This is a genomic window from Variovorax sp. YR752, assembly GCF_943372545.1.
Genome location: NZ_CALRZC010000011.1, coordinates 42600 through 66756 on the forward strand (window position 1 = coordinate 42600; position 24157 = coordinate 66756).

At 68.1% G+C, this 24157-nt stretch carries 22 protein-coding genes and 1 tRNA gene; 16 read left to right on the forward strand and 7 right to left on the reverse strand.

All coding sequences use genetic code 11. The annotated features are described in order from the left end of the window. Positions 1–19: 19 nt before the first annotated feature. Both nusA and rimP read right to left on the reverse strand, forming a co-directional pair. Complete coding sequence (gene nusA / locus AAG801_RS04245) at positions 20–1510, reverse strand: transcription termination factor NusA (protein ID WP_341887306.1); 1491 nt, start codon at positions 1508–1510, stop codon at positions 20–22. Then, complete coding sequence (gene rimP / locus AAG801_RS04250) at positions 1507–2067, reverse strand: ribosome maturation factor RimP (RefSeq protein WP_341887307.1); 561 nt, start codon at positions 2065–2067, stop codon at positions 1507–1509. Before rimP ends, nusA begins: the two co-directional genes overlap by 4 nt. A gap of 242 nt (positions 2068–2309) precedes the next feature. On the opposite strand from rimP, the gene fabI reads away from it, so the two are divergent. Beyond that, positions 2310–3095, forward strand: a complete 786-nt coding sequence (gene fabI / locus AAG801_RS04255; RefSeq protein WP_341887308.1) for an enoyl-ACP reductase FabI — start codon at positions 2310–2312, stop codon at positions 3093–3095. Positions 3096–3120: 25 nt separating this feature from the next. On the opposite strand, the gene AAG801_RS04260 is transcribed toward fabI, so the two are convergent. Together AAG801_RS04260 and AAG801_RS04265 are read right to left on the reverse strand one after the other, a co-directional pair. Then, positions 3121–3996: an SHOCT domain-containing protein gene (locus AAG801_RS04260; protein WP_341887309.1), complete on the reverse strand. Its 876-nt coding sequence runs from the start codon at positions 3994–3996 to the stop codon at positions 3121–3123. Positions 3997–4030: 34 nt separating this feature from the next. Next, positions 4031–5002, reverse strand: a complete 972-nt coding sequence (locus AAG801_RS04265) for a glucokinase (RefSeq protein ID WP_341887310.1) — start codon at positions 5000–5002, stop codon at positions 4031–4033. A gap of 492 nt (positions 5003–5494) precedes the next feature. Between AAG801_RS04265 and AAG801_RS04270 the strand changes: the two genes are divergently transcribed. From AAG801_RS04270 to AAG801_RS04305, 8 genes are all read left to right on the forward strand, one after another. After that, positions 5495–6706, forward strand: coding sequence for a carbohydrate porin (locus AAG801_RS04270; protein WP_341887311.1), 1212 nt, complete (start codon positions 5495–5497; stop codon positions 6704–6706). Positions 6707–6790: 84 nt separating this feature from the next. Continuing rightward, the gene (ugpC, locus tag AAG801_RS04275; RefSeq protein ID WP_341887312.1) at positions 6791–7888 is read left to right on the forward strand and encodes a sn-glycerol-3-phosphate ABC transporter ATP-binding protein UgpC; all 1098 of its coding nucleotides are present in this window, start codon (positions 6791–6793) and stop codon (positions 7886–7888) included. Positions 7889–7979: 91 nt separating this feature from the next. Continuing rightward, complete coding sequence (gene malE / locus AAG801_RS04280; protein ID WP_341887313.1) at positions 7980–9179, forward strand: maltose/maltodextrin ABC transporter substrate-binding protein MalE; 1200 nt, start codon at positions 7980–7982, stop codon at positions 9177–9179. Between the two features lie 22 nt (positions 9180–9201). Next, positions 9202–10722: a maltose ABC transporter permease MalF gene (gene malF / locus AAG801_RS04285; protein WP_341887314.1), complete on the forward strand. Its 1521-nt coding sequence runs from the start codon at positions 9202–9204 to the stop codon at positions 10720–10722. A gap of 24 nt (positions 10723–10746) precedes the next feature. Next, entirely contained in the window at positions 10747–11637 is an 891-nt protein-coding gene (malG, locus tag AAG801_RS04290; protein ID WP_341887315.1) for a maltose ABC transporter permease MalG, read from the forward strand. Between the two features lie 58 nt (positions 11638–11695). Then, on the forward strand, positions 11696–12145 hold the full coding sequence (locus AAG801_RS04295) for a pullulanase-associated domain-containing protein (RefSeq protein ID WP_341887316.1): 450 nt from the start codon (positions 11696–11698) through the stop codon (positions 12143–12145). Between the two features lie 8 nt (positions 12146–12153). Then, positions 12154–13803: an alpha-amylase family glycosyl hydrolase gene (locus AAG801_RS04300; RefSeq protein ID WP_341887317.1), complete on the forward strand. Its 1650-nt coding sequence runs from the start codon at positions 12154–12156 to the stop codon at positions 13801–13803. 10 nt (positions 13804–13813) lie between these two features. Continuing rightward, positions 13814–15697, forward strand: coding sequence for a glucokinase (locus AAG801_RS04305; RefSeq protein ID WP_341887318.1), 1884 nt, complete (start codon positions 13814–13816; stop codon positions 15695–15697). Positions 15698–15726: 29 nt separating this feature from the next. On the opposite strand, the gene AAG801_RS04310 is transcribed toward AAG801_RS04305, so the two are convergent. Then, positions 15727–17994 carry an arginine/lysine/ornithine decarboxylase gene (locus AAG801_RS04310; protein ID WP_341887319.1) on the reverse strand — a complete coding sequence of 756 codons (2268 nt, stop codon included), beginning with the start codon at positions 17992–17994 and terminating at the stop codon, positions 15727–15729. Between the two features lie 93 nt (positions 17995–18087). Here AAG801_RS04310 and AAG801_RS04315 point away from each other — a divergent pair, with 93 nt between their 5' ends. The 7 genes from AAG801_RS04315 to AAG801_RS04345 all read left to right on the forward strand — a co-directional run bounded on the left by AAG801_RS04315 (position 18088) and on the right by AAG801_RS04345 (position 22341). Next, on the forward strand, positions 18088–18528 hold the full coding sequence (locus AAG801_RS04315; RefSeq protein ID WP_341887320.1) for an NfeD family protein: 441 nt from the start codon (positions 18088–18090) through the stop codon (positions 18526–18528). Between the two features lie 59 nt (positions 18529–18587). Continuing rightward, positions 18588–19505 (forward strand): stomatin-like protein, encoded by a 918-nt coding sequence (locus tag AAG801_RS04320; protein ID WP_341887321.1) that lies wholly within the window; start codon positions 18588–18590, stop codon positions 19503–19505. 36 nt (positions 19506–19541) lie between these two features. Then, a tRNA-Ser gene (locus AAG801_RS04325) sits at positions 19542–19632 on the forward strand. Positions 19633–19820: 188 nt separating this feature from the next. Further along, positions 19821–20498: a hypothetical protein gene (locus tag AAG801_RS04330; protein ID WP_341887322.1), complete on the forward strand. Its 678-nt coding sequence runs from the start codon at positions 19821–19823 to the stop codon at positions 20496–20498. Between the two features lie 158 nt (positions 20499–20656). Then, positions 20657–21163 carry a hypothetical protein gene (locus tag AAG801_RS04335; RefSeq protein ID WP_341887323.1) on the forward strand — a complete coding sequence of 169 codons (507 nt, stop codon included), beginning with the start codon at positions 20657–20659 and terminating at the stop codon, positions 21161–21163. Between the two features lie 96 nt (positions 21164–21259). Next, positions 21260–21877: a hypothetical protein gene (locus AAG801_RS04340; protein ID WP_341887324.1), complete on the forward strand. Its 618-nt coding sequence runs from the start codon at positions 21260–21262 to the stop codon at positions 21875–21877. A 140-nt stretch (positions 21878–22017) separates the two neighbouring features. After that, entirely contained in the window at positions 22018–22341 is a 324-nt protein-coding gene (locus AAG801_RS04345; protein ID WP_341887325.1) for a hypothetical protein, read from the forward strand. Positions 22342–22360: 19 nt separating this feature from the next. On the opposite strand, the gene AAG801_RS04350 is transcribed toward AAG801_RS04345, so the two are convergent. Both AAG801_RS04350 and glgA read right to left on the reverse strand, forming a co-directional pair. Further along, the gene (locus AAG801_RS04350; protein ID WP_341887326.1) at positions 22361–22615 is read right to left on the reverse strand and encodes a hypothetical protein; all 255 of its coding nucleotides are present in this window, start codon (positions 22613–22615) and stop codon (positions 22361–22363) included. Between the two features lie 81 nt (positions 22616–22696). Further along, the gene (gene glgA / locus AAG801_RS04355; protein ID WP_341887327.1) at positions 22697–24154 is read right to left on the reverse strand and encodes a glycogen synthase GlgA; all 1458 of its coding nucleotides are present in this window, start codon (positions 24152–24154) and stop codon (positions 22697–22699) included. Between the last annotated feature and the right edge of the window lie 3 nt (positions 24155–24157).

The following is a 24157-nucleotide window of genomic DNA, read 5'->3' on the forward strand; positions in this document are numbered from 1 at the left end:
TCTCGTGTCGGCGTGTCGTTCAGGCGGTGAACCAGTGTTCACGCGCCTTCATGATCAGCGCCTTGGCCTGCGTCTCGTCGATGCCGGTCATCTCTGTCAACTCGTCGACGGCGAGGTCGGCCAGGTCGTCGCGGGTGTGGATGCCGCCGTCGGCGAGCTTGGAGATCAGCTCGGGCGTCAGGCCCTTGCCTTCGAACTCCAGGTCGCGCAGGTCCTGCGACACCTCGTCGACCCGCTCCTCGCGGGCGATCTCCATCGTCAGCAGCGCATCCTTGGCACGGGTGCGCAGCTCGTTGACCGTGTCTTCGTCGAAGCTCTCGATCTCGAGCATCTCCTGCATCGGGACGTAGGCCACTTCCTCGAGGCTGGTGAAGCCTTCGGCGATGAGGATGTCGGCGACCTCCTCGTCGACGTCGAGCTTCTCGACGAACAGCTTGCGCACCGAGTCCGATTCGAGCGCCTGCTTCGAAGCAGACTCCTCGGCCGTCATGATGTTGATGCGCCAGCCGGTCAGCTCGGAGGCCAGGCGAACGTTCTGGCCGCCGCGGCCGATCGCGATCGCCAGGTTCTCCTCGTCGACGACGACGTCCATCGCGTGGCGTTCCTCGTCGACGACGATCGACTGCACGTTGGCCGGTGCCAGCGCGCCGATGACGAACTGCGCCGGGTCCTCCGACCACAGCACGATGTCGACACGCTCGCCGGCCAGTTCGTTGGTCACCGCGGTGACGCGCGAGCCGCGCACGCCGACGCAGGTGCCGATCGGGTCGACACGCTTGTCGTGCGAGACGACGGCGATCTTGGCGCGCGAACCGGGATCGCGGGCGCAGCTCTTGATCTCCAGCAGGCCCTGCTCGATCTCGGGCACCTCCTGGGCGAACAGCTCGATCATGAAGCCCGGCGCAGAGCGCGACAGGATGATCTGCGGGCCGCGCAGCGTCGGATCGACCTCGAGGATGAACGCCCGCACGCGGTCGCCGCTGCGCAGGTTCTCCTTCGGGATCATCTCGTTGCGGCGCAGGCGCCCTTCGACACGACCCGACTCGACGACGATGTCGCCCTTGTCCAGGCGCTTGACGGTGCCGACGAAGATCTTGTCGCCGCGCGACAGGAAGTCGTTGAGCAACTGCTCGCGCTCGGCGTCGCGGATCTTCTGCAGGATCACCTGCTTGGCGGCCTGCGCACCGATGCGACCGATTGACACCGACTCGACCGGCTCCTCGATGTAGTCGTCGACCTCGATGTCGGGGATCTGTTCGAGCGCCTCGAAATGCAGGATCTCGGAGTCGGGCAGTTGCAGGCCGGCTTCATCCGGCACCACGTGCCAGCGGCGGAAGGTCTCGTACTCGCCGCTCTCGCGGTCGACCGACACGCGCATGTCGACCTCGCCGCCGTGCAGCTTCTTCGATGCCGAAGCGAGCGCAGCCTCGACCGCGCCGAACACGACCTCACGATCCACGCTCTTCTCACGCGAGATGGCGTCCACCAGCATCAACAATTCGCGGTTCATCGCTCACGACCTCCGTCAACTTCTTGTCCGGGCGCGGCCATGCCGGCGGGCGCTTCAGCGGGCGCGGAACGACGCCCCTTGAAGTCGACCACCGGCACCAGCCGGGCCTCGCGCACTTCGTCGAGTGAAAAATCCAGTGCCTGATCGGTCTTGCCGTCGTTGAAGACGATCCGCCAGCCCTCGCCCTCGCCTTCCGGCCGGGGCTGCAGCACGCCGCTGTACTTCTTGCGGCCCTGGAAGGCCAGCTTCAGCGTCAGGTCGATGGCCAGGCCGGTGAAACGGGCGAAGTCCGCCGGCTTCTTCAGCGGGCGGTCCAGCCCCGGCGACGAGACCTCGAGCCGCGCATAGGCGCAGTTCTCGACCTCGAGCACATGCTGCAACTGCCGCGTCACCTTCTCGCAGTCGTCGACGGTGATGAACTCGCCGTTCGGGTCACCAGCGACTCGGTCGATGTAGATGCGCAGCAAGCCCCCCCCGGCCGAGCTCGTGCGCTCCGTGTCCACGAGCTCGTAGCCCAGACCGGTCACGGTGCGTTCGACGCTGGCTTGCCAACTCACAGGGTCATCAACCTTTTGCAAAGGATTCCGCAGTTTCTTCCGCAGTTGAGTCAGGACTCAAAAACGTTCAAGCAAAAAAAATGGGCTGGAAGAATCCGCCCACGCAGCTTTCTCGAAAACGGCAGATTGTAGCGTGGCTCCGAAGTACAGGCAAGCCACGGAGCTGTCAAGAGCCCCCGTCGGGCCGGGTCGCCATGCCAAAATCCGGCGCCTTGCACACACCAAACCAGCGCGGAGACTCCATGGGCTTTCTTGCCGGCAAACGCCTTCTCATCACCGGCGTGCTCAACAACCGCTCGATCGCCTACGGCATCGCGCGCGCCTGCCACCGCGAGGGCGCGGAACTCGCGTTCAGCTACCAGGGTGAACGCTTCAAGGAGCGCATCGCCGAGTTCGCCGCCGAATTCGGCTCGACCCTGACCTTCGACTGCGACGTCGGCGACGACGCGCAGATCGAGGCGCTGTTCGCCCAGCTCGGCGAAAGCTGGCCGGAGTTCGACGGCTTCGTGCACTCGATCGGCTTCGCGCCACGCGAAGCGATCGCCGGGGACTTCCTCGACGGGCTGACGCGCGAGAACTTCCGCATCGCGCACGACATCTCGGCCTACAGCTTCCCGGCGATGGCCAAGGCCGCGCTGCCGCGGCTGCGCTCCGGCGCATCGCTGCTGACGCTGTCCTACCTCGGCGCGGTGCGCTACGTGCCGAACTACAACACGATGGGCATGGCCAAGGCGTCGCTCGAGTCGAGCGTGCGCTACCTCGCCCACTCGCTCGGCGCCAAGGGCATCCGCGTCAACGGCATCTCGGCAGGACCGATCAAGACGCTGGCTGCCTCTGGCATCAAGGACTTCGGCAAGCTGCTGACGGACTTTGCCGCGATGGCGCCGATCCGCCGCGCCGTGACGATCGAGGACGTCGGCAACGTCGCTGCCTTCCTGCTGTCGGACCTGGCCGCCGGCGTGAGTGCCGAGATCACCTACGTCGACGGTGGCTTCAGCCAGGTGATGGCCGGCTCGGGCAACGCCTGAGCGCCACCCGGCCGGCGTCGATCGCTCAAAGCGCCTGCAGGATCTCGCGGCGCTTCTGCTGGTATTCCTCTTCGCTGATCAAGCCGCGGTCGCGCAGGCGCTTCAGCGTGATCAGGCGCTGCTCGATCTCGTCGGCAAAACCGGGATCGCGCGGACGAAGCGCCGGCACCGCGGACGGTGGCGCCGGCGCCCTCGCCGCGGGCGCCCGCGGTGCCGCCGCCGCCGGCGCCGGGGCCGCCGGCGGCGAGGCGGCTGCGGTCACCGTCAGCGGCAGTGCCACCCAGTCGGCGCGCGACAGCGTGCCGATGCTGCTGCGCAGCGCGACGTTGCCCGCCTTGCCTCGTGAGCCGAAACTGAACTGCGGTGGCCGGCCGCTGCCGCGGTAGTCGTTGTAGAACTCGTGGCGCGCGTCGTTCACGATCACCTGCAACTGTCCGCCCTGAACGAACAGCCGGGCCGTCACGGCCAGCGGCGGCTGGAACACGCCACCGCCGCGCCGCGAACTGCTCAGCAGCAGCATGTCATCGTTCGGGCCGGCGGCGGCGAAAGCCTCGCGCAGCGGGTCGAGCAGTTCGGCCAGTTCGTCGCTGGCAAACAGCGGCTGCGCCGTGGTGCCCACCGCGAAGCGCAGTGGTGCGAGCAACTGGCGCAGCGTTTCCGCCTCCAGCGTCGCCGGATGCTCGTTGGGCGCCGCGCCGCTCTCGCGCGCCACCAGCCGGATCGCGGTGAACTCACGCACCGTCCAGGTCCGTTGGCGCGGATCGGGGCGCCCGGCGTCGGCCGACTTGTCGCCGCCGAACAGGAAGTCCATCACCCCCGCCTGCGCAGGCACAACCGCACCGGCCAGCACGACCATCAGCCCCAGCGCACGCAGCGCCAGCCCAGCCCGAAGCCCTTGCATCGATCGAAGCCTTTCTCGTCGCCGCATCACGGCGTCACAGATCATCCAGGGCCCGCGCCGCACCAAGCAGCGCCGGCGATACGCGGGCCTGCACCACCAGCGTCGGGATCGGCTGCAGATAGCTGCCGAAACGCCCCTTCGCCTCGAAGCGTTCGCGGAATCGCGAGCCGTCGATGGCCATGCCCAGCCGCGGCACGATGCCGCCGCCAATGTACACGCCGCCTCGCGCACCCAGCGACAGCGCCAGGTTGCCGGCCACGTTGCCGAGGAAGCTGAAGAACAGCTCGAGCGCCTCGACACAGATCGGATCCTCGCCGGTTGCCGCGCGCGACGTCACATCCGCTGCCAGCAGCGCTTGCGCGCTCCGTCCACGCACCTCGCACAGCGCAACATAGAGGTTCACCAGGCCCGGACCGGACAAGGCCCGCTCGGCCGAGGCATGGCCGAAGCGCTCGCGCAGGCGCCGGATGACGGCTTCCTCCCGGGCGTCCGCCGCCGCCAGCGTCACGTGACCGCCTTCACCGTTGATCGGTATGGCGCGCTGCCCCTCGCGCGCCGGCAGCAGGCCCGACACCCCCAGCCCGGTCCCGGGACCGAGCAGGCCCATCGGCATGCCGGCCACGGCCTGCCCGCCCCCCACCTGGCGCAGTTCCTGTTCCGAAAGTGCCGGCAGCGACAGCGCCAGCGCGGTGAAGTCGTTGATGACGAGGAAGCGCTCCAACCCAAGCAACTGCCGCACCGCCTCGATCGAGAACGACCAGTGGTGGTTGGTCATGCGCACCTGGTCGCCGACCACCGGGTTGGCGATGCCGATCGCCGCACAGCGTGCCTGGCCCTTGCCCAGCGTGACCAGGTAGTGCTGCATCGCCGCCTCCAGCGTCGGATGGTCTGCGCAGGGCAAGGTGAGCACGTCCGACAGCGGCGCGCCGGGGGCAGCCTGCCAGGCAAACCGGGCGTTCGTGCCGCCGACATCGCCAACGAGGCGCGGATAGGTCGAGGAGTCCATGTCTGCCGGGACGAGATCCCGCGAGATTGTTGTTCCGGAGCAATCGTGCAATCGGCATGCCTGTACGTTGCCGGGCGCCGGGAAATGTAGCGCAACTACGTATCGATCTGGCGCAACAGCATCTCCTGGCGAACCCTGATTCTGGCACCGGCGGGATGTTGCTTCGATGCAAATACCAAGGAAAACCCGCGTACAGGCTGTGTAGTCTGACTACTAGAGTCGCCTCCGATTCAACGCTTCAGCGTCGTTTGTAGGCCAACTACCTTGGATCACGACAAGGTTTGGCGAGAGGCTGCTGCCACCGCCGCAGCCCCTGGCGGCGCCGAGGCGAGACGGTTTCCCGGAAGAGCGAGTTGGTGGCGGCGCCGTCCGCGGCGCCGCCCCCTTTTTTGACCGCCGGACAGCGTTCCCCCAAACCCCGGCGTGCCCAGCGATGCCCTGCATCGCGAACGCCGCCGGTCCTTCCCCTGCAGAACCTCTGAGGAGCCAACGATGAAAATGAAACACTCCCTGCTCGCCGCAGCGGCGATCAGCCTGCTCTCGACCGGCGTTCAAGCCGTGGACTGGGGCGGTTATGCCCGGATCGGCCCCGGGCAGAAGCAGGCCTCCGGTGACGGAAAGCGCTGCTTCGGCGGCGGCGACGGCGGCGGCCTGGGCTCGCAGGCCCCCGGCAAGGGCGGCATCGGTCGCCTGGGCAACGAGTGCGAGACCTACGGCGAGTTCGGCCTGAGCCAGAACATGTCGGCCGGCGGCGTCAACTACAAGGCGCTGCTGATGACCAACTTCTACAGCACCGGCTCGCATCCGCAGGACAACGACGGCAAGACTCCCCGCATCAACCAGCTCTACGTGGAGGCCAAGGGCTACGACGTGGCGCCGAACACCACGTTCTGGATCGGCCGCCGCTTCTATCACCGTGCCGACGTTCACATGGACGACAGCTTCTACGTGCACGGCGGCCTGCAGGAAGCCACCGGTGCCGGCGCGGACGGCATCGATGCCGGCATCGGCTCCCTGGGTGTAGCCCTGTTCCGCAAGGACGACGCAACCGTCGGCGGCAATGCCGGCACGCTGCTGAACTTCGACCTGCAGGACATCGCCAGCAATCCGAACGGCAAGCTGCGCCTGGTCGCCAGCTTCTCGAAGTTCTCCGGCACCAACGGCGAGAGCGGCGCGGGTCTGACCCTGCAGCACAACCAGTCGGGCCTGTTCGGCGCCGACAACACCTTGTGGCTGCAATACGCCAAGGGCTCGACCTGGCTCGACATGGGCTTCGCCGGCGGCACCCAGGACTCCGCCTACAAGCGCTGGCGCATCGCCGACAGCCTGGCCTGGGTGAAAGGGCCGCTGACTGCCCAGACGCTGGTGCACTACGGCAAGGCCGAGGAGCCGGCGGCCGGTGGCGGCACGAACAGCGCGACGACGCTCTCGCTGGCCGGCCGCGTCGCCTACGCCTTCACGAAGAACTTCAAGCTGCAGGGCGAACTGGGCACCGCGCGCACGAAGCCGGACAGCGGCAGTTCGCAGACCGTCACGAAGTTCACCATCGCGCCGACGCTGACGGTGGGTCCGAACTACTACGATCGTCCGGAGCTGCGCTTCTACGTGTCGACGTTCAAGCTCAACGACGCCTACGCCAACGCGAACGGTCAGTCGAAGAACTCGAAGACCGCGGCCGGCTTCCAGGCCGAAATCTGGTTCTGATCGATCCGATCGGAGACTGAAGGGTCGGCCTCTCGGGGCCGGCCCCATTTCCTGAAGCCTGCCTTCGACCTGGCACAGACCGCGATGGCCAACGTCCTGCTCAAGTCGCTGAAGAAGTCGTTCGGTGACCTGACGATCATCCCCGGCATCGACCTCGAGATCCGCGACGGCGAGTTCATGGTCTTCGTCGGCCCCTCGGGTTGCGGCAAGTCGACCGTGCTGCGCTGCATCGCCGGCCTGGAGGAGATCACCTCCGGCGAGCTGTACATCGGCGGCGAACTGGTCAACGAGGTGCCGCCGGCCAAACGCGGCATCGCGATGGTGTTCCAGAGCTACGCGCTCTACCCGCACATGACGGTGGCCGAGAACATGGCCTTCGGCCTGCGTCTGGCCGGCATGAGCAAGGCCGAGATCAAGGCGGCGGTCGACCGTGCCGCGCAGATCCTGCAGATCGAGCACCTGCTCGAGCGGCGCCCGAAGGCGCTGTCGGGCGGCCAGCGCCAGCGTGTGGCGATCGGCCGCGCGATCGTGCGAAAGCCGGGCGTGTTCCTGTTCGACGAACCTCTGTCCAACCTCGATGCGGCGCTGCGTGTGCAGATGCGCGTCGAGCTGTCGCGCCTGCACAAGGAGCTGGCGACGACGATGATCTACGTGACGCACGACCAGGTGGAGGCGATGACGCTGGCCCACCGCATCGTCGTGCTCAACGCCGGCCGCATCGAGCAGGTCGGCACGCCGCTGGAGCTGTACCACCAGCCGGTCAACCAGTTCGTCGCCGGCTTCATCGGCAGCCCGAAGATGAACTTCATCACCGGCACGCTGGTCTCGGCCACGCCGATGCTGGCCACCGTCAAGCTGCACGAGGGCAGCGTGGTGCAGATCGCGGTCGATGCGACCACGGTCGCCGCGGGCGAGCCGGTCACGCTGGGCGTACGCCCCGAGCACGTGCATGCCAGCGCGGCACAGGCCGACAACGCGGTGCGCGGCCACATCCAGCTCGCCGAGCACCTCGGCGACACCACCTACCTGCACGTCATGCTCACCGGTGCGACCGAGAGCCTGACCGTGCGCACCGATCCGGAGAACCCGCTGAACACCGGCGACATGGCCTGGCTGGGCCTGCCGCCGAAGCGCTGCTTCCTGTTCAACCAGCAGGGCAAGACCCTGCCACAGGCCGGCTGAGGGTCACCCCCGACGACCGGCGACGTCGTGGCGCGTTCAAGGGCCTGCGACCCCACTCAACCCCACTCGGGCATCACTGAAGGAGAACGGCATGAAGCTTCAACGTCAACGTCTGCACCTCGTCGCGACCGCCGCGGCGCTGGCCCTCGGCGCCACGCTGGGCAGCGCGCAGGCTGCCGAGCCGGGCAAGCTGCTGATCTGGATCAACGGCGACAAGGGCTACAACGGCCTGCAGAAGATCGGTGACGAGTTCGCCAAGAAGACCGGCGTGCAGGTCACCGTCGAGCACCCGGAGGACGCGCCGGGCAAGTTCCAGCAGGCTGCCGCCGCCGGCAAGGGCCCGGACATCTGGATCTGGCCGCACGACCGCATCGGCGAGTGGATCGCCGGCGGCCTGCTGCAGCCGGTCAGCCCGAGCAAGAAGGTGCAGGCCGACATCGATCCGCTGGCCTGGAAGGCCTTCACCGTCGCCGGCAAGACCTGGGGCTACCCGATGTCGATCGAGGCGGTGGCGCTGGTCTACAACAAGGCGCTGGTGAAGGAGCCGCCGAAGAGCTTCGAGGAGGTGATGGCGCTGGACAAGAAGCTGGCCGCGCAGGGCAAGAAGGCCATCCTCTGGGACTACGGCAACACCTACTTCACCTGGCCGCTGCTGGCCGCCAACGGCGGCTACGCCTTCAAGCTGAAGGCCGACGGCACCTACGACCCGGAAGACACCGGCGTCAACAACGCCGGCGCGATCAAGGGCGCCGAACTGCTGCGCAAGCTGATCGCCGAGAAGTACATGCCGACCGGCAGCGGCTACTCCGAGATGGAGGCCGGCATGTCCAAGGGCACGGTGGCGATGATGATCAACGGCCCGTGGTCGTGGGACAACCTGAAGAAGTCGAACATCGACTTCGGCGTCGCGAAGATCCCGACCGTCGGCGGCAAGAAGGCTGCGCCCTTCGTCGGCGTGCTCGGCGCGATGCTCAACAAGTCGACGCCGAACCGCGACGTGGCGGTGGAGTTCATCGAGAACTACATGCTCAGCGTCAAGGGCCTGAAGACGATCAACGACGACGTGCCGCTGGGCACGCCGGCGAGCAAGGCGCTGTTCGCCGAGCTCAAGAGCAACCCGAACATCCAGGCGACGATGGCCTCGGCCCAGGACGGTTCGCCGATGCCGAACAACCCGGAGATGGGCCGCTTCTGGTCGTCGATGGCCTCGGCGCTGGGCAACGTGGCCGACGGCCGCCAGACGCCGAAGGAAGCGCTCGACAGCGCCGCCACTCGCATCAAGGCCAAGTGATCGCCGAGGCCACGTGAAGGCGATGCTCGATCGGTGGCTCGGGCCGGCGCTGCTGGCCGCGGTGGTGCTCGGATCGCTGTACCTCGTCACGGTGGTCTACGCCACCGGCGAGGTGCTGCTGGCGGGCACGCTGCTGGTCATCAGCGCGCTGGCGGTATGGATCTACTCCGCCCGCGCCACCTACGCCTACCGCTACCTGTTCCCCGGCATCGCCGCGGCGCTGATCTTCGTCGTCTTCCCGATGGTCTACACCATCGCCATCGGATTCACCAACTACAGCTCGCGCAACCTGCTCGAGCAGCCGCGCGCCGAGGCCTACTTCCTCACCGAGACCTACCAGGCCGAAGGCACGGCCTACGAGTTCTCGCTGCATGCCGACGGTGCCGAGTTCCGCGGCCGGCTGCTCAATCCCGACACCTCGAAGGCCCTGCTCATCGGCCCGCTGGCGCTGGCCAGCGACAAGGCGCTGGAAGTCGTCGCCGCACCCGAGGAAGGCGCCGCGGTGACGCTGGCCGAGCCGGTGCCGCTGAAGGAGCTGATCGCTCGCCAGAAGGCGCTGAAGGCGATCACCGTGGTCCTGCCCGACGGTGGCCGCGTGCGCATGGCCAGCCTGCGCGAGTTCGCACCGGTGCAGCCGCTGTGGGTCAAGCAGGCCGACGGCAGCCTGAAGAACCAGGAGAACGGCAGCGTCATCCGCGCCAACCTGGAGAGCGGCTTCTACGAGACCGCGGCCGGCGAGAGGCTGCAGCCGGGTTTCCAGGTCGGCATCGGCTGGGACAACTACGCCCGCATCTTCAGCGACCAGCGCTTCCGCGAGCCCTTCCTGCGCATCTTCGTCTGGACGGTCGTCTTCTCCGCGCTGACGGTGCTGTTCGCCACCTCGCTGGGCATGCTGCTCGCCGTCATCCTCAACTGGGACGCGCTGGGCTTCAAGGGCGTCTACCGCATCCTGCTGTTCCTGCCCTACGCGGTGCCGGGCTTCATCTCGATCCTGGTCTTCAAGGGCCTGTTCAACCAGAACGTCGGCGAGATCAACCTGATCCTGTCCGGCCTGTTCGGCATCAAGCCGACCTGGTTCTCCGACCCGCTGCTGGCCAAGGTGATGCTGCTGATCGTCAACACCTGGCTCGGCTTCCCCTACATGATGGTCATCTGCATGGGCCTCATCAAGGCGATCCCGGCGGACCTGTACGAGGCCTCGGCGGTGGCCGGAGCCGGGCCGCTGACCAACTTCTGGAGCATCACGCTGCCGCTGATCCTCAAGCCGCTGACGCCGCTGCTGATCAGTTCCTTCGCGTTCAACTTCAACAACTTCGTGCTGATCAGCCTGCTGACGAACGGCCGGCCCGACTTCATCGACACCACCGTGCCCGCCGGCACCACCGACCTGCTGGTCAGCTACACCTACCGCATCGCCTTCCAGGACTCCGGCCAGCAGTACGGCCTGGCCGCCGCCATCTCGACGGTGATCTTCCTGATGGTGGCTGCGGTGTCGCTGGTGCAGATGCGCTTCACCAAGGTCGTCGAAGACGACAAGCGCTGAACCCGACCAAGGAGCAGTACGACCATGGCCATCGTCCTCGACCGTTCGCACCGCTGGCGCATCGTCGCGGCGCACACCTTCCTGATCTGCCTGTGCGCGCTGGTCATCTTCCCGTTCCTGATGGTGATCTCGATCTCGCTGCGGCCGGGCAACTTCGCCACCGGCAGCATCATTCCCGAGAGCATCAGCCTCGAGCACTGGCGCTTCGCGCTCGGCCTGCCCTACCAGGACGCGCAGGGCCGGCTGGTCGAGCCCGACCTGCCGGTGCTGCGCTGGCTGTGGAATTCGGTGAAGGTGGCCACGCTGTCGGCGCTGATCGGGCTGTTCCTGTCGACCACCGCGGCCTACGCGTTCGCGCGCATGAAGTTCATCGGCAAGAAGCAGGCGCTGACCGGGCTGATGCTGATGCAGATGTTCCCCTCGGTGCTGGCGCTGGTGGCGATCTACGCGATCTTCGACCGCATCGGCAATGCCTTCCCGGCCTTCGGCATCGACACCCACTGGGCGCTGCTGCTGGCCTACTCGGGCGGCATCGCGCTGCACATCTGGACCATCAAGGGTTACTACGACACGATTCCGGTGGAGATCGAGGAAGCCGCCAAGGTCGACGGCGCGACGCCCTGGCAGGCCTTCCGCCTGGTGCTGCTGCCGATGGCGGTGCCGATCCTGATGGTGGTGTTCCTGCTCGCCTTCATCGGCGCGATCATCGAGTACCCGGTCGCCTCCGTCCTGCTCAAGCAGCAGGACCTGCTGACGATGGCGGTCGGCTCGAAGATGTTTCTCTACGAGCAGAAGTACCTGTGGGGCGACTTCGCCGCCGCCGCCATCCTTTCGGGCCTGCCGATCACGGTGGTCTTCATCCTGGCCCAGAAGTGGATGATCTCCGGCCTCACGGCGGGCGGCATCAAGGGCTGACGGTTCGCTCACGACTCTTTCCCGGGCACCACGCCCGACTTCACTGCACGAGGCTCACATGACGATCAAATCCTCTCTCCTGCGCATTGCGGCCGCGGCCATCCTCTCGATCGGCGCGCTGGCGCCGGCGATGGCCACCTCCAACCCGCCCGCCGGCTCGATCGCGATCAACTACAACCGCTGCGACAGCGACTACGCCAACTGGGGCCTGCACATCTGGCAGCGCGGCCCCGGCGGGCCGGCGGTGCCGGGCGTGAGCTGGCACAGCCCGGTGGAGCCCAGCGGCAAGAACGACTTCGGCGTGTTCTGGCACCTCAAGCTGGAGAGCTTTCCCGAGGGCAAGGTGAACTACATCATCCACAAGAGCGACATCAAGGACCAGGGCGGCAAGGACATGCAGTTCGACGGCAACACGACCAAGGAGATCTGGGTCAACAGCGGCGACCGCAAGATCTACAACTCGCTGGACGAGGCGAAGAAGGGCCGGGCCGAGAACCCCTGCAAGTGATCGCCCCGATGACACGCCTGCGCCGCGCCCTGGCCGCGCTGTGCTGCGTGGCGGCGGCGCTGTCCGCGCCACCGCTGCGCGCCGCGGACATCGCCGACCTCGGCCCGGTCGAGGCGAAGCCCGTGCCGAGCGCCTTGCCGGCCGGCTGGGCGCAGCGTGGCGTGTTCATCGAGATCCTGGTGCGCGCCTACCAGGACAGCAATGGCGACGGCATTGGTGACCTGCCCGGGCTGATACAGCGCCTGGACTACCTGCAGCAGCTCGGCATCAAGGGCATCTGGCTGATGCCGGTCTTCAAGAGCGAAGACCGAGACCATGGCTATGCCGTCGTCAACTACCGCGAGATCGAGCCCGACTACGGCACGCTGGCCGACTTCGACCGCCTGCTCGCCGAAGCGCACCGGCGCGGCATCGCGGTGATCGTCGACTACGTGATGAACCACGTCGCGTCCGGCCACCCGCTGTTCGAGAGCGCCTACGACAGCCGCAAGTCGCCCTACAACGACTGGTTCATCTGGTCCGAAGAGAAGCCGCGCGGCTGGAACACCTTCTCCGGCGAGCCCTGGCGCGAGGGCAACCAGCGCTGGTACTACGCGGTGTTCGACCCCGGCATGCCCGACTTCAACCTGCGCAACCCGAAGGTGGTCGACTTCCACCTCGACAACCTGCGCTTCTGGCTGAACCGCGGCGTCGACGGTTTTCGTTTCGACGCCGTCGGTGTGCTGTTCGAGAACGGTGCGATCGGCTGGGAAAACCAGCCTGAGAACCACCAGCTGCTCAAGCGCATCCAGGACCTGCTGGCCAGCTACGGCAACAAGTACATGGTCTGCGAGTCGCCCAGCGACCCGGCGCCCTTCGCCGCCGCCGACTCCTGTGGCTCGGCCTTCGCCTTCGGCCTGCACAAGCACCTGATGGGCAGCGTCAAGATCGGCCGGCTGCGCGACGACGTGCTGTACTCGCTGCGCAAGCTGCCGGTGGCGCGCATGGCCACGATCCTGGCCAACCACGACTACTTCGCCGGTGCGCGGCTGATGCGCCAGTTCAATGGCGACGAGAAGAGCTACAAGCTGGCCGCCGCGTCGCTGCTGACGCTGCCGGGCACGCCCTTCATCTACTACGGCGAGGAGATCGGGCTCGGTCTCGCGGAGGGCGTGAAGGAGGAGGATCCGTCGATCCGCGGCCCGATGAGCTGGAACGGCGAGCGCCACGCCGGCTTCACCAGTGCCGACAAGCCCTTCCGTCCGAACGTGACGAACTGGAAGACGCACAACGTCGCTGCGCAGCAGGCCGACCCGGACTCGCTGCTGAACTGGTATCGCAGCCTGATCGCGCTGCGCAATGCCGAGCCGGCGCTGTCGATCGGCAGCTTCACGCCGCTGGCCGAGCGCGACGCGCCGATCTTCGCCTTCCAGCGCGAACACGAAGGCAGCCGCTTCATCGTGCTCATCAACTACGCGTTTCGCGATGCCGTGCTGGCGCTGCCGGCCGGCGTGGCGGCCACAGGCTGGGAGGTGGCCTTCCCCAAGGACGCCGCCTTGCCCTTCGTGCCGGTCAAGGCCGGCGCCAAGCCTGGCGACAAGACGGGACCCAAGCCTGGCACGACGCCTGCTCAGCTCAAGCTGGCCGCGCAGCAGGTGCTGATCCTGAAGGCGCGCTGAGAATCACCCGATGAGCCTCGACCGCCCCGCTTCCGTCCTGCCGCACGCCGACCCGCGCCTGCTCGCCGACATCGGCGCCACCTATGCGCGCTTCTGCATCGAGCACGTGGCCGGGCGCTTCGAACATGTCGCGGTGATGCCCTGCGCCGACTACCCCGGCTTCACCGCCGTGGTGCAGGCCTACCTCGACAGCCTGCCGGCCGGCATCAAGCCGCGACACGGCGCGGTGGCCATCGCCAACCCGATCGAAGGCGACTGGGTGCGCATGACCAACCGCGACTGGGCCTTCTCCATCCTGGAGGCGCAGCGCCAGCTCGACCTGACCACGCTGCTGGTGGTGAACAACTTCACCGCGCTGGCGATGTCGCTGCCGCGCGTGGGCGCCGATGGCCGCCACCAGGTCGGCGGTGGCGAGGCGCAGGCCAACGGCGTGATCGGGCTGATCGGCCCGGGCACCGGCCTGGGCGTTTCCGGCCTGATCCCCAGCGGCGACCGCTGGGTGACGCTGGCCACCGAAGGCGGCCACGCCAGCTTCGCGCCGACCGACGAACGCGAGGTGCGCATCCTCCAGTACGCCTGGCAGACCATGCCGCGCGTCTCGGCGGAGCGCCTGCTGTCCGGCCCGGGCCTGGAGCTGATCTACCAGGCGCTGACCCACGACCGGCCCGGCGCCGAACTGCACCTGAGCGCCGCCGAGATCGTGCGCCGCGCGCTGGCGGAGGCCGACTCGGCCTGCAGCGAAACGGTCGACTGCTTCTGCGGCATGCTCGGCACGATGGCCTCCGACCTGGCGCTGACGCTGGGCGCCACCGGCGGCATCTTCGTCGGCGGCGGCATCGTGCCGCGGCTGGGCGAACGTTTCGACCGCTCGCCCTTCCGCGCGCGCTTCGAGGTCAAGGGCCGCTTCAGCAACTATGTGTCGCGCATTCCGACCTACGTGCTGACGGCCGAGAACCCGGCCTTCCACGGCGTCTCGTCGCTGCTGGCCGACCATGTGCCCGACCAGGACGGCGGCAACCCGCTGCTCGAGCGGGTGCGCGCCTCGCGCGAGTCGCTCTCGCCCGCCGAGCGGCGCGTCGCCAACTTCGTGCTCGACAACCCGCGCACCGCGCTGAACGACCCGATCGCGCTGATCGCGCAGGGCGCCGAGGTCAGCCAGCCGACCGTGATCCGTTTCTGCCGCACGCTCGGCTTCCAGGGGCTGGCCGACTTCAAGCTCAAGCTCGGTTCGGGCCTGACCGGCACGCTGCCGGTGCAGCGCACCCAGGTGCGCCGGCAGGACAGCACCGGTGACCTGTGCGCCAAGGTGCTGGACAACACCATCTCGGCAATCATGCAGTTCCGCGAGTCGCTCAACGTCGAGGCGGTCGACCGCGCGATCGAGTTGCTGCGCCGGGCCAAGCGGGTCGAGTTCTACGCGATGGGCAACTCGGCGGTGGTGGCGCTGGATGCGCAGCACAAGCTGTTCCGCTTCCGCATTCCCTCGGTGGCGCACACCGACAGCTCGATGCTCGCGATGGCCTCCGAACTGCTCGGGCCGGAAGACGTGGCGGTGTTCGTGTCCAGCTCCGGCCAGCCACCGGAACTGGCGCGTGCCGCCGGGCTGGCCGTCGAGCGCGGCGCGGCGGTGATCTCGGTCACCGCCGGCCAGTCGCCGCTGGCGCGCCGCTCGACGGTGTGCATTCCGGTCGAGCACAGCGAGGACGTGACGACCTTCGTCTCGATGATCTCGCGCATCCTGCACCTGCTGGTGGTGGACATGCTGTCGGTCGGCCTGGCGGTGCGGCGCGCCGGGGCCAGCGCTCCCGGCACGGTGCCGGCGCCGGGCCAGCCGCCCTCGGCCGAGGGCCAGATGCTGCCGGTGCCCGGCGTGCTGATCTCGCACATCGCCTGATCGGGCCGGCGCGTCCCGCCGGCGCCGGATCAGGCCTTGACGCAGTCGACGTAGTAGCGCCGCGGCATGCCCGGCGTGGTGTCGTCGCCCTCCACCAGGCCGTGCACGTCGGTGTCGAAGCCGGGAAAGGCCGCGTTGAACTCGCGCGTGAACTTCAGGTAGTCGACGATCTTCTTGTTGAAGCGCTCGCCGGGGATCAGCAGCGGAATGCCCGGCGGGTACGGCGTCAGCAGCGCGGTGGTGATGCGGCCTTCGAGCGCGTCGATGTCGACCCGCTCGGTGCGGCGCTGCGCGATGTGCGCGTAGGCGTCGCTCGGCTTCATCGCCGGGTGCAGGTCGGACAGGTACATCTCGGTGGTCAGCCGCGCGATGTCGCCCTTGGCGTACATCTCGTGGATCGCCTGGCACAGGTCGCGCAGGCCCATGCGCTCGTAGCGGGGGTGCTGGGCGCAGAACTCCGGCAGGATGCGCCACAGCGGCTGGTTGCGGTCGTAGTCGTCCTTGAACTGCTGCAGCGCCGTCAGCAGGGTGTTCCAGCGGCCCTTGGTGATGCCGATGGTGAACATGATGAAGAACGAGTACAGGCCGGTCTTCTCCACGACCACGCCGTGCTCGGCGAGGAACTTGGTGACGATCGAGGCCGGGATGCCGTCCTTGGCGAACTTGCCGGACACGTCCAGCCCCGGGGTGATGATGGTGCTCTTGATCGGGTCGAGCAGGTTGAAGCCATCGGCCAGGTCGCCGAAGCCGTGCCACTTCTCGCCGGCCTTGAGCACCCAGTCGTCGCTGTGCCCGATGCCTTCGGCGGCGAGCTTGTCCGGGCCCCAGACCTTGAACCACCAGTCCTTCTTGCCGTAGTCCTTCTCGACCTTGCGCATCGCGCGGCGGAAGTCGAGCGCCTCGACGATGCTTTCCTCCACCAGCGCGGTGCCGCCGGGCGCCTCCATCATCGCCGCGGCCACGTCGCAGCTGGCGATGATCGCGTACTGCGGGCTGGTCGAGCTGTGCATCAGGTAGGCCTCGTTGAAGAGGTGCCGGTCGAGCTTGCGGCCCGGCGAGTCCTGCACCAGCACCTGCGAGGCCTGCGACAGGCCGGCCAGCAGCTTGTGGGTCGACTGCGTGGCGAACACCAGCTGGTCCTTCGGCCTCGCGCGGTTCTTGCCCATCGCGTGGTAGGTGCCGTAGAACTTGTGGAAGGCGGCGTGCGGCAGCCAGGCCTCGTCGAAGTGCAGCGTGTCGATGTAGCCGTCGAGCTGCTTCTTGATCGTCTCGGTGTTGTAGAGCACGCCGTCGTAGGTGCTCTGCGTCAGCGTCAGGATGCGCGGCTTGACCTTCTTCACGTCGACGCCGGCCAGCAGCGGGTTCTTGGCGATCTTGCGGCGGATGGCCTCGGGCGTGAACTCGCGCTCGGGGATCGGGCCGATGATGCCGTAGTGGTTGCGCGTCGGCGGCAGGAACACCGGCACCGCGCCGGTCATGATGATCGAGTGCAGGATGGACTTGTGGCAGTTGCGGTCGACCACCACCACGTCGCCCGGCGCCACCGCGTGGTGCCAGACCATCTTGTTGCTGGTGCTGGTGCCGTTGGTGACGAAGAAACAGTGGTCGGCATTGAAGATGCGCGCCGCATTGCGCTCCGACGCCGCCACCGGGCCGGTGTGGTCGAGCAGCTGGCCGAGTTCGTCGACGGCGTTGCAGACGTCGGCGCGCAGCATGTTCTCGCCGAAGAACTGGTGGAACATGCGGCCCACAGGGCTCTTCAGGAAGGCGACGCCGCCGCTGTGGCCCGGGCAGTGCCACGAGTAGGAGCCGTCCTGCGCGTAATCGACCAGCGCGCGGAAGAACGGCGGCGCCAGGCCATCCATGTAGCTCTTGGCCTCGCGGATGATGTGGCGGGCCACGAACTCCGGCGTGTCCTCGAACATGTGGATGAAGCCGTGCAGCTCGCGCAGCACGTCGTTGGGCAGGTGCTGCGAGGTGCGCGTCTCGCCGTAGAGGTAGATCGGGATCTCCGCATTCTTGAAGCGGATCTCCTGGATGAACTTGCGCAGGTTGACCACTGCGGGGTCGAGGTCGGGGCCGGCGGTGAACTCCTCGTCGTCGATCGACAGGATGAAGGCGCTGGCGCGGCTCTGCTGCTGCGCGAACTGGCTCAGGTCACCATAGCTGGTGGCGCCGAGCACCTCGAAGCCCTCCTTCTCGATCGCCTCCGCGAGTGCGCGGATGCCCAGGCCGGAGGTGTTCTCCGAGCGGTAGTCCTCGTCGATGATGACGATCGGAAAGCGGAAGCGCAGCATGTCGTGCCTCGGGGTGGCGGGTCGCGGGAGCGCGAAGTGTAGGGCCTGCCGGTGACCGTACACTGCGGCCGATCAGACTGCGAGGAAGATCGCATGGACCTCTCCGCCACCACCATCTGGTGGGTCGCCGCCGGCATCGCCGTCGCGGCCGAACTCGCCACCGGCACCTTCTACCTGCTGATGTTCGCGCTCGGCCTGGGCGCAGGGGCGGTGGCCGGCCACCTCGGCATGGGCACGAGCGGGCAGATTGTCGTCGCGGCGGTCGTCGCGGCCGCCGCCACGGCACTGTGGCATTTCAAGCGCGCGCGCCAGCCGCGCTCGGCGCCGCCCGAAAGCAACCGCGACGTCAACCTCGACATCGGCGAGCGGGTGCAGGTCGAGGCCTGGGGCAGCGACGGCACGGCGCGCGTCAACTACCGCGGCACGCAGTGGACGGCCCGGCTGCAACCGGGTGCCTCGGCCGCGCCCGGCGAACACCGCGTCACCGCCGTCGAAGGCAACTGGCTGGTGCTCGCGCCCTCCTCTTCCCACTGACTCCACTGACTCCACTGACCCCACTGACCCCACTGACTCCAGCTCCGAAGGCTCCCGCCATGGAAATCGCTCTCGTCCTCGCCGTCATCGCCGGCATCTTCATCTACCGCACCTTCAAGATCGTGCCGCAGCAGCATGCCTGGGTGGTCGAGCGGCTCGGCAAGTTCGACCGCACGCTGACGCCGGGCCTGAAGTTCGTCGTGCCCTTCATCGAGCGCGTGGCCTACAAGCACTCGCTCAAGGAGGTGCCGCTGGACGTGCCCAGCCAGGTCTGCATCACCAAGGACAACACGCAGCTGCAAGTCGACGGCATCATCTACTTCCAGGTGACCGACCCGATGCGCGCCAGCTACGGCTCGAGCAACTACATCCTGGCCATCACGCAGCTCGCGCAGACACTGCTGCGCTCGGTGATCGGCAAGATGGAACTCGACAAGACCTTCGAGGAGCGCGATGCGATCAACGCCTCGGTGGTTAGCGCGCTCGACGACGCCGCGGCCAACTGGGGCGTCAAGGTGCTGCGCTACGAGATCAAGGACCTGACACCGCCGGCGGCCATCCTGCACTCGATGCAGGCACAGATCACCGCCGAGCGCGAGAAGCGCGCGCTGATTGCCGCGTCCGAGGGCCGCAAGCAGGAGCAGATCAACATTGCCACCGGCGAGCGCGAGGCCTCCATTGCCCGTTCCGAGGGCGAACGCCAGGCCGAGATCAACAAGGCGCAGGGCGAGGCCGCCGCGATCACCGCGGTGGCCGACGCCACCGCCGACGCCATCCGCAAGATCGCCGCGGCGATCCAGTCGCCGGGCGGCGAGCAGGCGGTGCAGCTCAAGGTCGCCGAGAAGGCGGTCGAGGCCTATGGCCAGCTGGCGCAGAAGAACAACACGATGATCGTGCCGGGGAACATGGGCGAAGTGTCGGCGCTGATCGGCACCGCCATGGCGCTGCTCAAGGGCAAGACACCGGGCGCGAGCTGAGGCTCCTTCGGGCGATGCGATAAACTCGCGGGCTCCGGAGAGATGGATGAGCGGTTTAAGTCGCACGCCTGGAAAGCGTGTGAGGGTTAACAGCCCTCCGCGGGTTCGAATCCCGCTCTCTCCGCCACCACGCTAGACACAACGGGCCCTCGCGGCCCGTTGTCGTTTCTGCGACCCGAAGCCGCTGCGCCCCCCACAAGGGCTCCCACGCTCGAGGCCTGTTTCCCCCTACCTCATCGGCCACTGATCGCAGCGTCGGCGCCTATTGTCTGGTCAACGAGAACTTCGCTTGAACCGACCAGGGGAGCATCGACGATGAATGTGTTGCGCATCACGAGCCATGCAGCGGTTGCCGCCATCGCCTGCCTCGCCGGCTGGCTGATGCAGCCTTCTGCACCCGAAACGAAGGCGCCGCCGCCGGTCGCCCCGAGCCCGCAGCGCACCGCCCAGGTGGTGGACACTTCCGAGCCACTGATCGCCGTGGCCAGCGACGGAAACGTGACGCTGCGTGTCGAGCAGCAGCCGCTGGCCTGGGTGCTCGAGCAGATCGCCAAGCAGAGCGGCTGGTCCGACGTGCACAAGCGCGCCACGCCCGACGCCGTGGTGGCCGACGCGGCAGACGTGCCCAGCGTCGTGCCCGAGGTGGTTCCGGCTTCCCCGGCGCAGGCCGAGGCCCTGCTCCAGACCATCCGCAACGGCAGCGAAACCGATCGCTTCGACGGCCTGCTCGAGGCTCGATCGCAAGGTGTGCCGGTGTCCGACGAACTGCTCAAGTCGCTGTTCGAGACGGATGCGTCCGAGCGCGTGCGGATGACGGCCTTCGAGACCTATCTCGAGTCGCGCAGCGGCAGCCTCGGCGACATGCGCACGGCCCTGACCGCGGCGCTGTACGTGCCCGACGCGACGATCCAGCGCGAGGCGAAGCAGCGCCTCGACGAACTCGCAGAGAGCGAGCGCATCGACGCCGCCACGCCACAAGCGGCCGCCCCCTGAAGGACGCCGGGCACGCGCCCGGCCCCTTCCCCCGAGCGATCCCTCCGATCCCGTCTGCATGGCGGGGGCGCGGGACCCGGCTTGCCCACTTTCCACTCGGCGGTGCCCTCGGGGGCGAAGCGTCGCCGAACCTCGCCCGCCCCTGCCTGGAGATCCACATGAGCATCATCAAGACCCTTCGCCGCTGCGCCATCGCCACCGCCCTGACGGCACTGGCCAGCACCCACGCTTCGGCCGACGTTCTCACGGCGGTCACGGCGCCGGCCAACTGGACCTTCGCCGGGGCCGCCCAGACGACGATCCCGAACCTGACCACGCCGCTCTTCGCCAACCAGGCGAACCGGCGCTTCGTCGTGATCTTCTCCGCCGAGTGCGCCGTGAATGCGCCTGCCGGCAACTCGAGTGCCTGGACCGATGTGGACATCATCGTGCGCAACGCGGCCGGTGCTGTGGTCGCCACGCTGGCGCCGACGGTCGGCTCGGGCGATGCGTTCTGCTCGGCCAACGGCACGGCTGGCTTCGATGGCTGGGAGTCGAACTCCGTCACTGCAGTCGGTGGCGCCGGCCTGCCGGCAGGCAACTACCGAGTGCAGGTGCGCGCGCGGCTGAACGGCGGCGCCACCGGTGGCTGGTTCGGCGAGCGTTCGCTGGTCGTGATCCGCTGAATCCGACGCGGGCCGCGCGGCCCGCGCTCGCAGATTGTTGCGATCGGCCCGGGCCACGGTGCCCGGAGCCGGCGCGGTGGCCGTAGACTCGTGCCGATGAGCGCGAAGGATCCCGACGCCGTTCCCACCGAGCCGAGCCCGGCAGACGCCGGCCCGCGCACCGAGCCCTCCAAGCCGGTGCCGGTGCAGGCGGCCACGCCTTTCAAGCGCATGCCCTACGTCCCCAAGCGCAAGCGCGGATGGGAGGCAGTCAGCGTGCCGCTGCCCTTGCAGTTCGCCATCGCCGTGATCATCGGCGTGCTGGTGGCCACCGCGATCGCGGCAGCCTATGTGCGCTGGAGTTCCAGGTCGGCAGCCGAGGCGAACGCCCGCGCCACGGCTGCGGAGATCGAACGCATCGCGCGCGAGAACCAGCAGCAGGCCGAGGCGGAGCAGCGCGCCGCTGCCGAGCGGCTGCGCATCGCCGCCGAGGAAGAGCGGGTTCGCATCGCCACGCTGCGAGAGGAGCAGCGCCTGGCCGAAGAAGCTCGCCGCAGCGCGATGAGCGATACCGAGCGCATGGAGCAGGCCTTCGCGGCCAGCTATCGCCGGCCGGCCAACTGCGCCGACGCGGCCACGCTGGAGTGCGCCAACCACTACATCCGCGCCAAGCGTGCCTTCGAGGCCCAGTACCTGCGCAATCGGGCTCGCGAGAAGTCGGCTTCGCAGCCTTGAAGTCGCCCGCGCTTGACACGGCGCCGCGCCTCGCGTCCCCCTAGGTTCACACCCACCTGATGGGGATGGGCGCCTGATCGGCCGCGGCGAAGAATCATCTTCATCGGCATCCGGCCGAGCGACCCGACGGAGACACCACGATGGCACGCATGATGAACGGCAGCGACAGCGACAAGGTCCAGGTGTTGCAGCGCATGCTGGCCGCACGTGGGCTCGATGTAGGCGACTTCGAGATCGAGGAAGACGCCCGCTCGGGCATCAGCCAGTTGCTCGGGCTGGCCGGCGGCATCGTCTCCCTGCGCCGGCGTTCGACCGGTGAGATCCGCGTCTACGCCGCCGGCCCGGGATCGGCATGGTACGCGGCCATCTGCTCCGACCTCGATCGCGGCTACTTCAAGGCGGCCACTCCGGCCAAGGCCTTCCTGCGGCGCGCCGACGCCAGCCTGTCGGCCTTGTGGGTTTGAGATCCGCGCCGTCGTTCGATCAGCCCTTCAGCATGCGGACGAGGCCGAACAGGCCGAGCACGCCCATCCCGATGACGCTGCTGGCGACCAGCCAGACCATGAGTCCGCTGCCCCGGCGGTGGCGCACTGCAGTGACCGGCGTGACATAGAAGCCGGAGTGGAGCGAGTAGCCCGTGGTGCTTGGTGCGAACTCGCTGGGCCGTTCGTCCTTCGGTTCCAGATCCCAGTCGTAGACCTGCGTGTCCTTGAAGTCGCGGCGTGGTGACTTGTTCATGCAGGCATTGTCCGAAGCGCCATCGACCGGGTGCAGCCCGTGGCTGCGGGGCATCACTTACGTTTTGAAACACTGTGTGAACTATTGCCGCGCTGGCTGCAGCCCCCGGTACAGCGACATGTACTTCCCGGCGGCACCGTCCCAGGAAAAGTCCTGCGCCATCGCAGTGGTGATCAACCGGCGCCACGCCGGGGCGGCACCGTAGGCCTGCACCGCACGCAGCAGTGCCGCCTCCAGTGCTGCGGGCGTGGCGGCATCGAAGGCGAAGCCGGTCGCTCGACCGTCGCGCACAGCCACCTCGTCCGCATCGACGACGGTGTCGGCCAGCCCGCCGACACGCCTGACCAGCGGCAAGGTGCCGTAGCGCAGGCCGTAGAGCTGTGTCAGCCCGCAGGGCTCGAAGCGCGATGGCACCATGATCAGGTCGCTGCCGGCGATCAAGCGGTGCGCGAACACCTCGTCGTAGCCGATGCGCACCGCGACCTGCGTCGGGTGCGAGAAGGCGGCCGCTGTGAACGCGGCCTCCAGCACCGGGTCGCCGGTGCCCTGCACCACCAGCTGTGCACCGCTGCGCAGCAGAGCCGGCAGCGCCGCCAGCACCAGGTCCAGGCCCTTCTGTGCAGTCAGCCGGCTGACCACGCCGAACAGCGGTGCGTCGGGCCGCGTCGCGAGCCCGACCTCCTTCTGCAGCGCCGCCTTGTTGCGTGGCTTGCCGGCCAGGTCCTGCGCGGAGTAGCGCGCCGCCAGGCCGCTGTCGGTGGCCGGGTCCCACACCGCGCCGTCGACGCCGTTGAGGATGCCGCTGACGTCACCGCCGCGGCCGCGTATCACGCCGTCCAGGCCGCAGCCGAACTCGTGCGTGGCGATCTCGTGCGCATAGGTCGGGCTGACGGTAGTGATGCGCTGGGCGTACTTCAGGCCCGCCTTCATGAACGAGAGCTGGCCGTGGAACTCGACGCCGTGCGACTGCATGAAGCGCAGCGGCAGCCCGAGCTGGCCGAAGTCCTGCTGCGGGAACAGGCCCTGGAACGCGAGGTTGTGAACCGTGAAGACCGAGGAGGCGCTGGACCCGGGGTGCGCGGCCAGGTAGGCACAGGCCATCGCGGCATGCCAGTCATGCGCGTGCAGGATCTGCGGCATCCACTCCGGGTCCATCTCGCCGGCAGCGAGGTGCGCCGCCATCCAGCCGAGCAGGCCGAAGCGCTGCAGGTTGTCCGGCCACTCGCTGCCATCGGCGGCCTGGTAGGGGCCACCGCTGCGTCGGTACAGCCAGGGCGCGTCGACGACATAGGCCGCGACGTGGCTGTAGGGCATCGTGCCCAGGCGCAGCGCCACGCGACCGGCGCCGAACAGGGGGCCGAGCTCGGCGATGGTCTTCTGGTGAAGCACCGCGTCGACGATGGCCGGATAGCCCGGCAGCACCAGCCGCACATCGGCTCCCGCGCGCGCCAGCGCCTGCGGCAAGGCGCCGACCACGTCGGCCAGCCCGCCCGTCTTGACCAGCGGAAAGACCTCCGCGGCCACGTGCAGCACCTTCATCGG

What these genes read in the sequence shown, in the direction of transcription:
- glgA (WP_341887327.1), bottom strand. Translation starts at nt 24,154, where the DNA reads ATGAAGGTGCTGCACGTGGCCGCGGAGGTCTTTCCGCTGGTCAAGACG.
- AAG801_RS04315 (WP_341887320.1), top strand. Translation starts at nt 18,088, where the DNA reads ATGGACCTCTCCGCCACCACCATCTGGTGGGTCGCCGCCGGCATCGCC.
- AAG801_RS04335 (WP_341887323.1), top strand. Translation starts at nt 20,657, where the DNA reads ATGAGCATCATCAAGACCCTTCGCCGCTGCGCCATCGCCACCGCCCTG.
- nusA (WP_341887306.1), bottom strand. Translation starts at nt 1,510, where the DNA reads ATGAACCGCGAATTGTTGATGCTGGTGGACGCCATCTCGCGTGAGAAG.
- AAG801_RS04300 (WP_341887317.1), top strand. Translation starts at nt 12,154, where the DNA reads ATGACACGCCTGCGCCGCGCCCTGGCCGCGCTGTGCTGCGTGGCGGCG.
- ugpC (WP_341887312.1), top strand. Translation starts at nt 6,791, where the DNA reads ATGGCCAACGTCCTGCTCAAGTCGCTGAAGAAGTCGTTCGGTGACCTG.
- AAG801_RS04310 (WP_341887319.1), bottom strand. Translation starts at nt 17,994, where the DNA reads ATGCTGCGCTTCCGCTTTCCGATCGTCATCATCGACGAGGACTACCGC.
- AAG801_RS04340 (WP_341887324.1), top strand. Translation starts at nt 21,260, where the DNA reads ATGAGCGCGAAGGATCCCGACGCCGTTCCCACCGAGCCGAGCCCGGCA.
- malE (WP_341887313.1), top strand. Translation starts at nt 7,980, where the DNA reads ATGAAGCTTCAACGTCAACGTCTGCACCTCGTCGCGACCGCCGCGGCG.
- AAG801_RS04265 (WP_341887310.1), bottom strand. Translation starts at nt 5,002, where the DNA reads ATGGACTCCTCGACCTATCCGCGCCTCGTTGGCGATGTCGGCGGCACG.
- AAG801_RS04320 (WP_341887321.1), top strand. Translation starts at nt 18,588, where the DNA reads ATGGAAATCGCTCTCGTCCTCGCCGTCATCGCCGGCATCTTCATCTAC.
- AAG801_RS04270 (WP_341887311.1), top strand. Translation starts at nt 5,495, where the DNA reads ATGAAAATGAAACACTCCCTGCTCGCCGCAGCGGCGATCAGCCTGCTC.
- fabI (WP_341887308.1), top strand. Translation starts at nt 2,310, where the DNA reads ATGGGCTTTCTTGCCGGCAAACGCCTTCTCATCACCGGCGTGCTCAAC.
- malF (WP_341887314.1), top strand. Translation starts at nt 9,202, where the DNA reads ATGCTCGATCGGTGGCTCGGGCCGGCGCTGCTGGCCGCGGTGGTGCTC.
- AAG801_RS04350 (WP_341887326.1), bottom strand. Translation starts at nt 22,615, where the DNA reads ATGAACAAGTCACCACGCCGCGACTTCAAGGACACGCAGGTCTACGAC.
- AAG801_RS04345 (WP_341887325.1), top strand. Translation starts at nt 22,018, where the DNA reads ATGGCACGCATGATGAACGGCAGCGACAGCGACAAGGTCCAGGTGTTG.
- AAG801_RS04295 (WP_341887316.1), top strand. Translation starts at nt 11,696, where the DNA reads ATGACGATCAAATCCTCTCTCCTGCGCATTGCGGCCGCGGCCATCCTC.
- AAG801_RS04330 (WP_341887322.1), top strand. Translation starts at nt 19,821, where the DNA reads ATGAATGTGTTGCGCATCACGAGCCATGCAGCGGTTGCCGCCATCGCC.
- AAG801_RS04260 (WP_341887309.1), bottom strand. Translation starts at nt 3,996, where the DNA reads ATGCAAGGGCTTCGGGCTGGGCTGGCGCTGCGTGCGCTGGGGCTGATG.
- malG (WP_341887315.1), top strand. Translation starts at nt 10,747, where the DNA reads ATGGCCATCGTCCTCGACCGTTCGCACCGCTGGCGCATCGTCGCGGCG.
- AAG801_RS04305 (WP_341887318.1), top strand. Translation starts at nt 13,814, where the DNA reads ATGAGCCTCGACCGCCCCGCTTCCGTCCTGCCGCACGCCGACCCGCGC.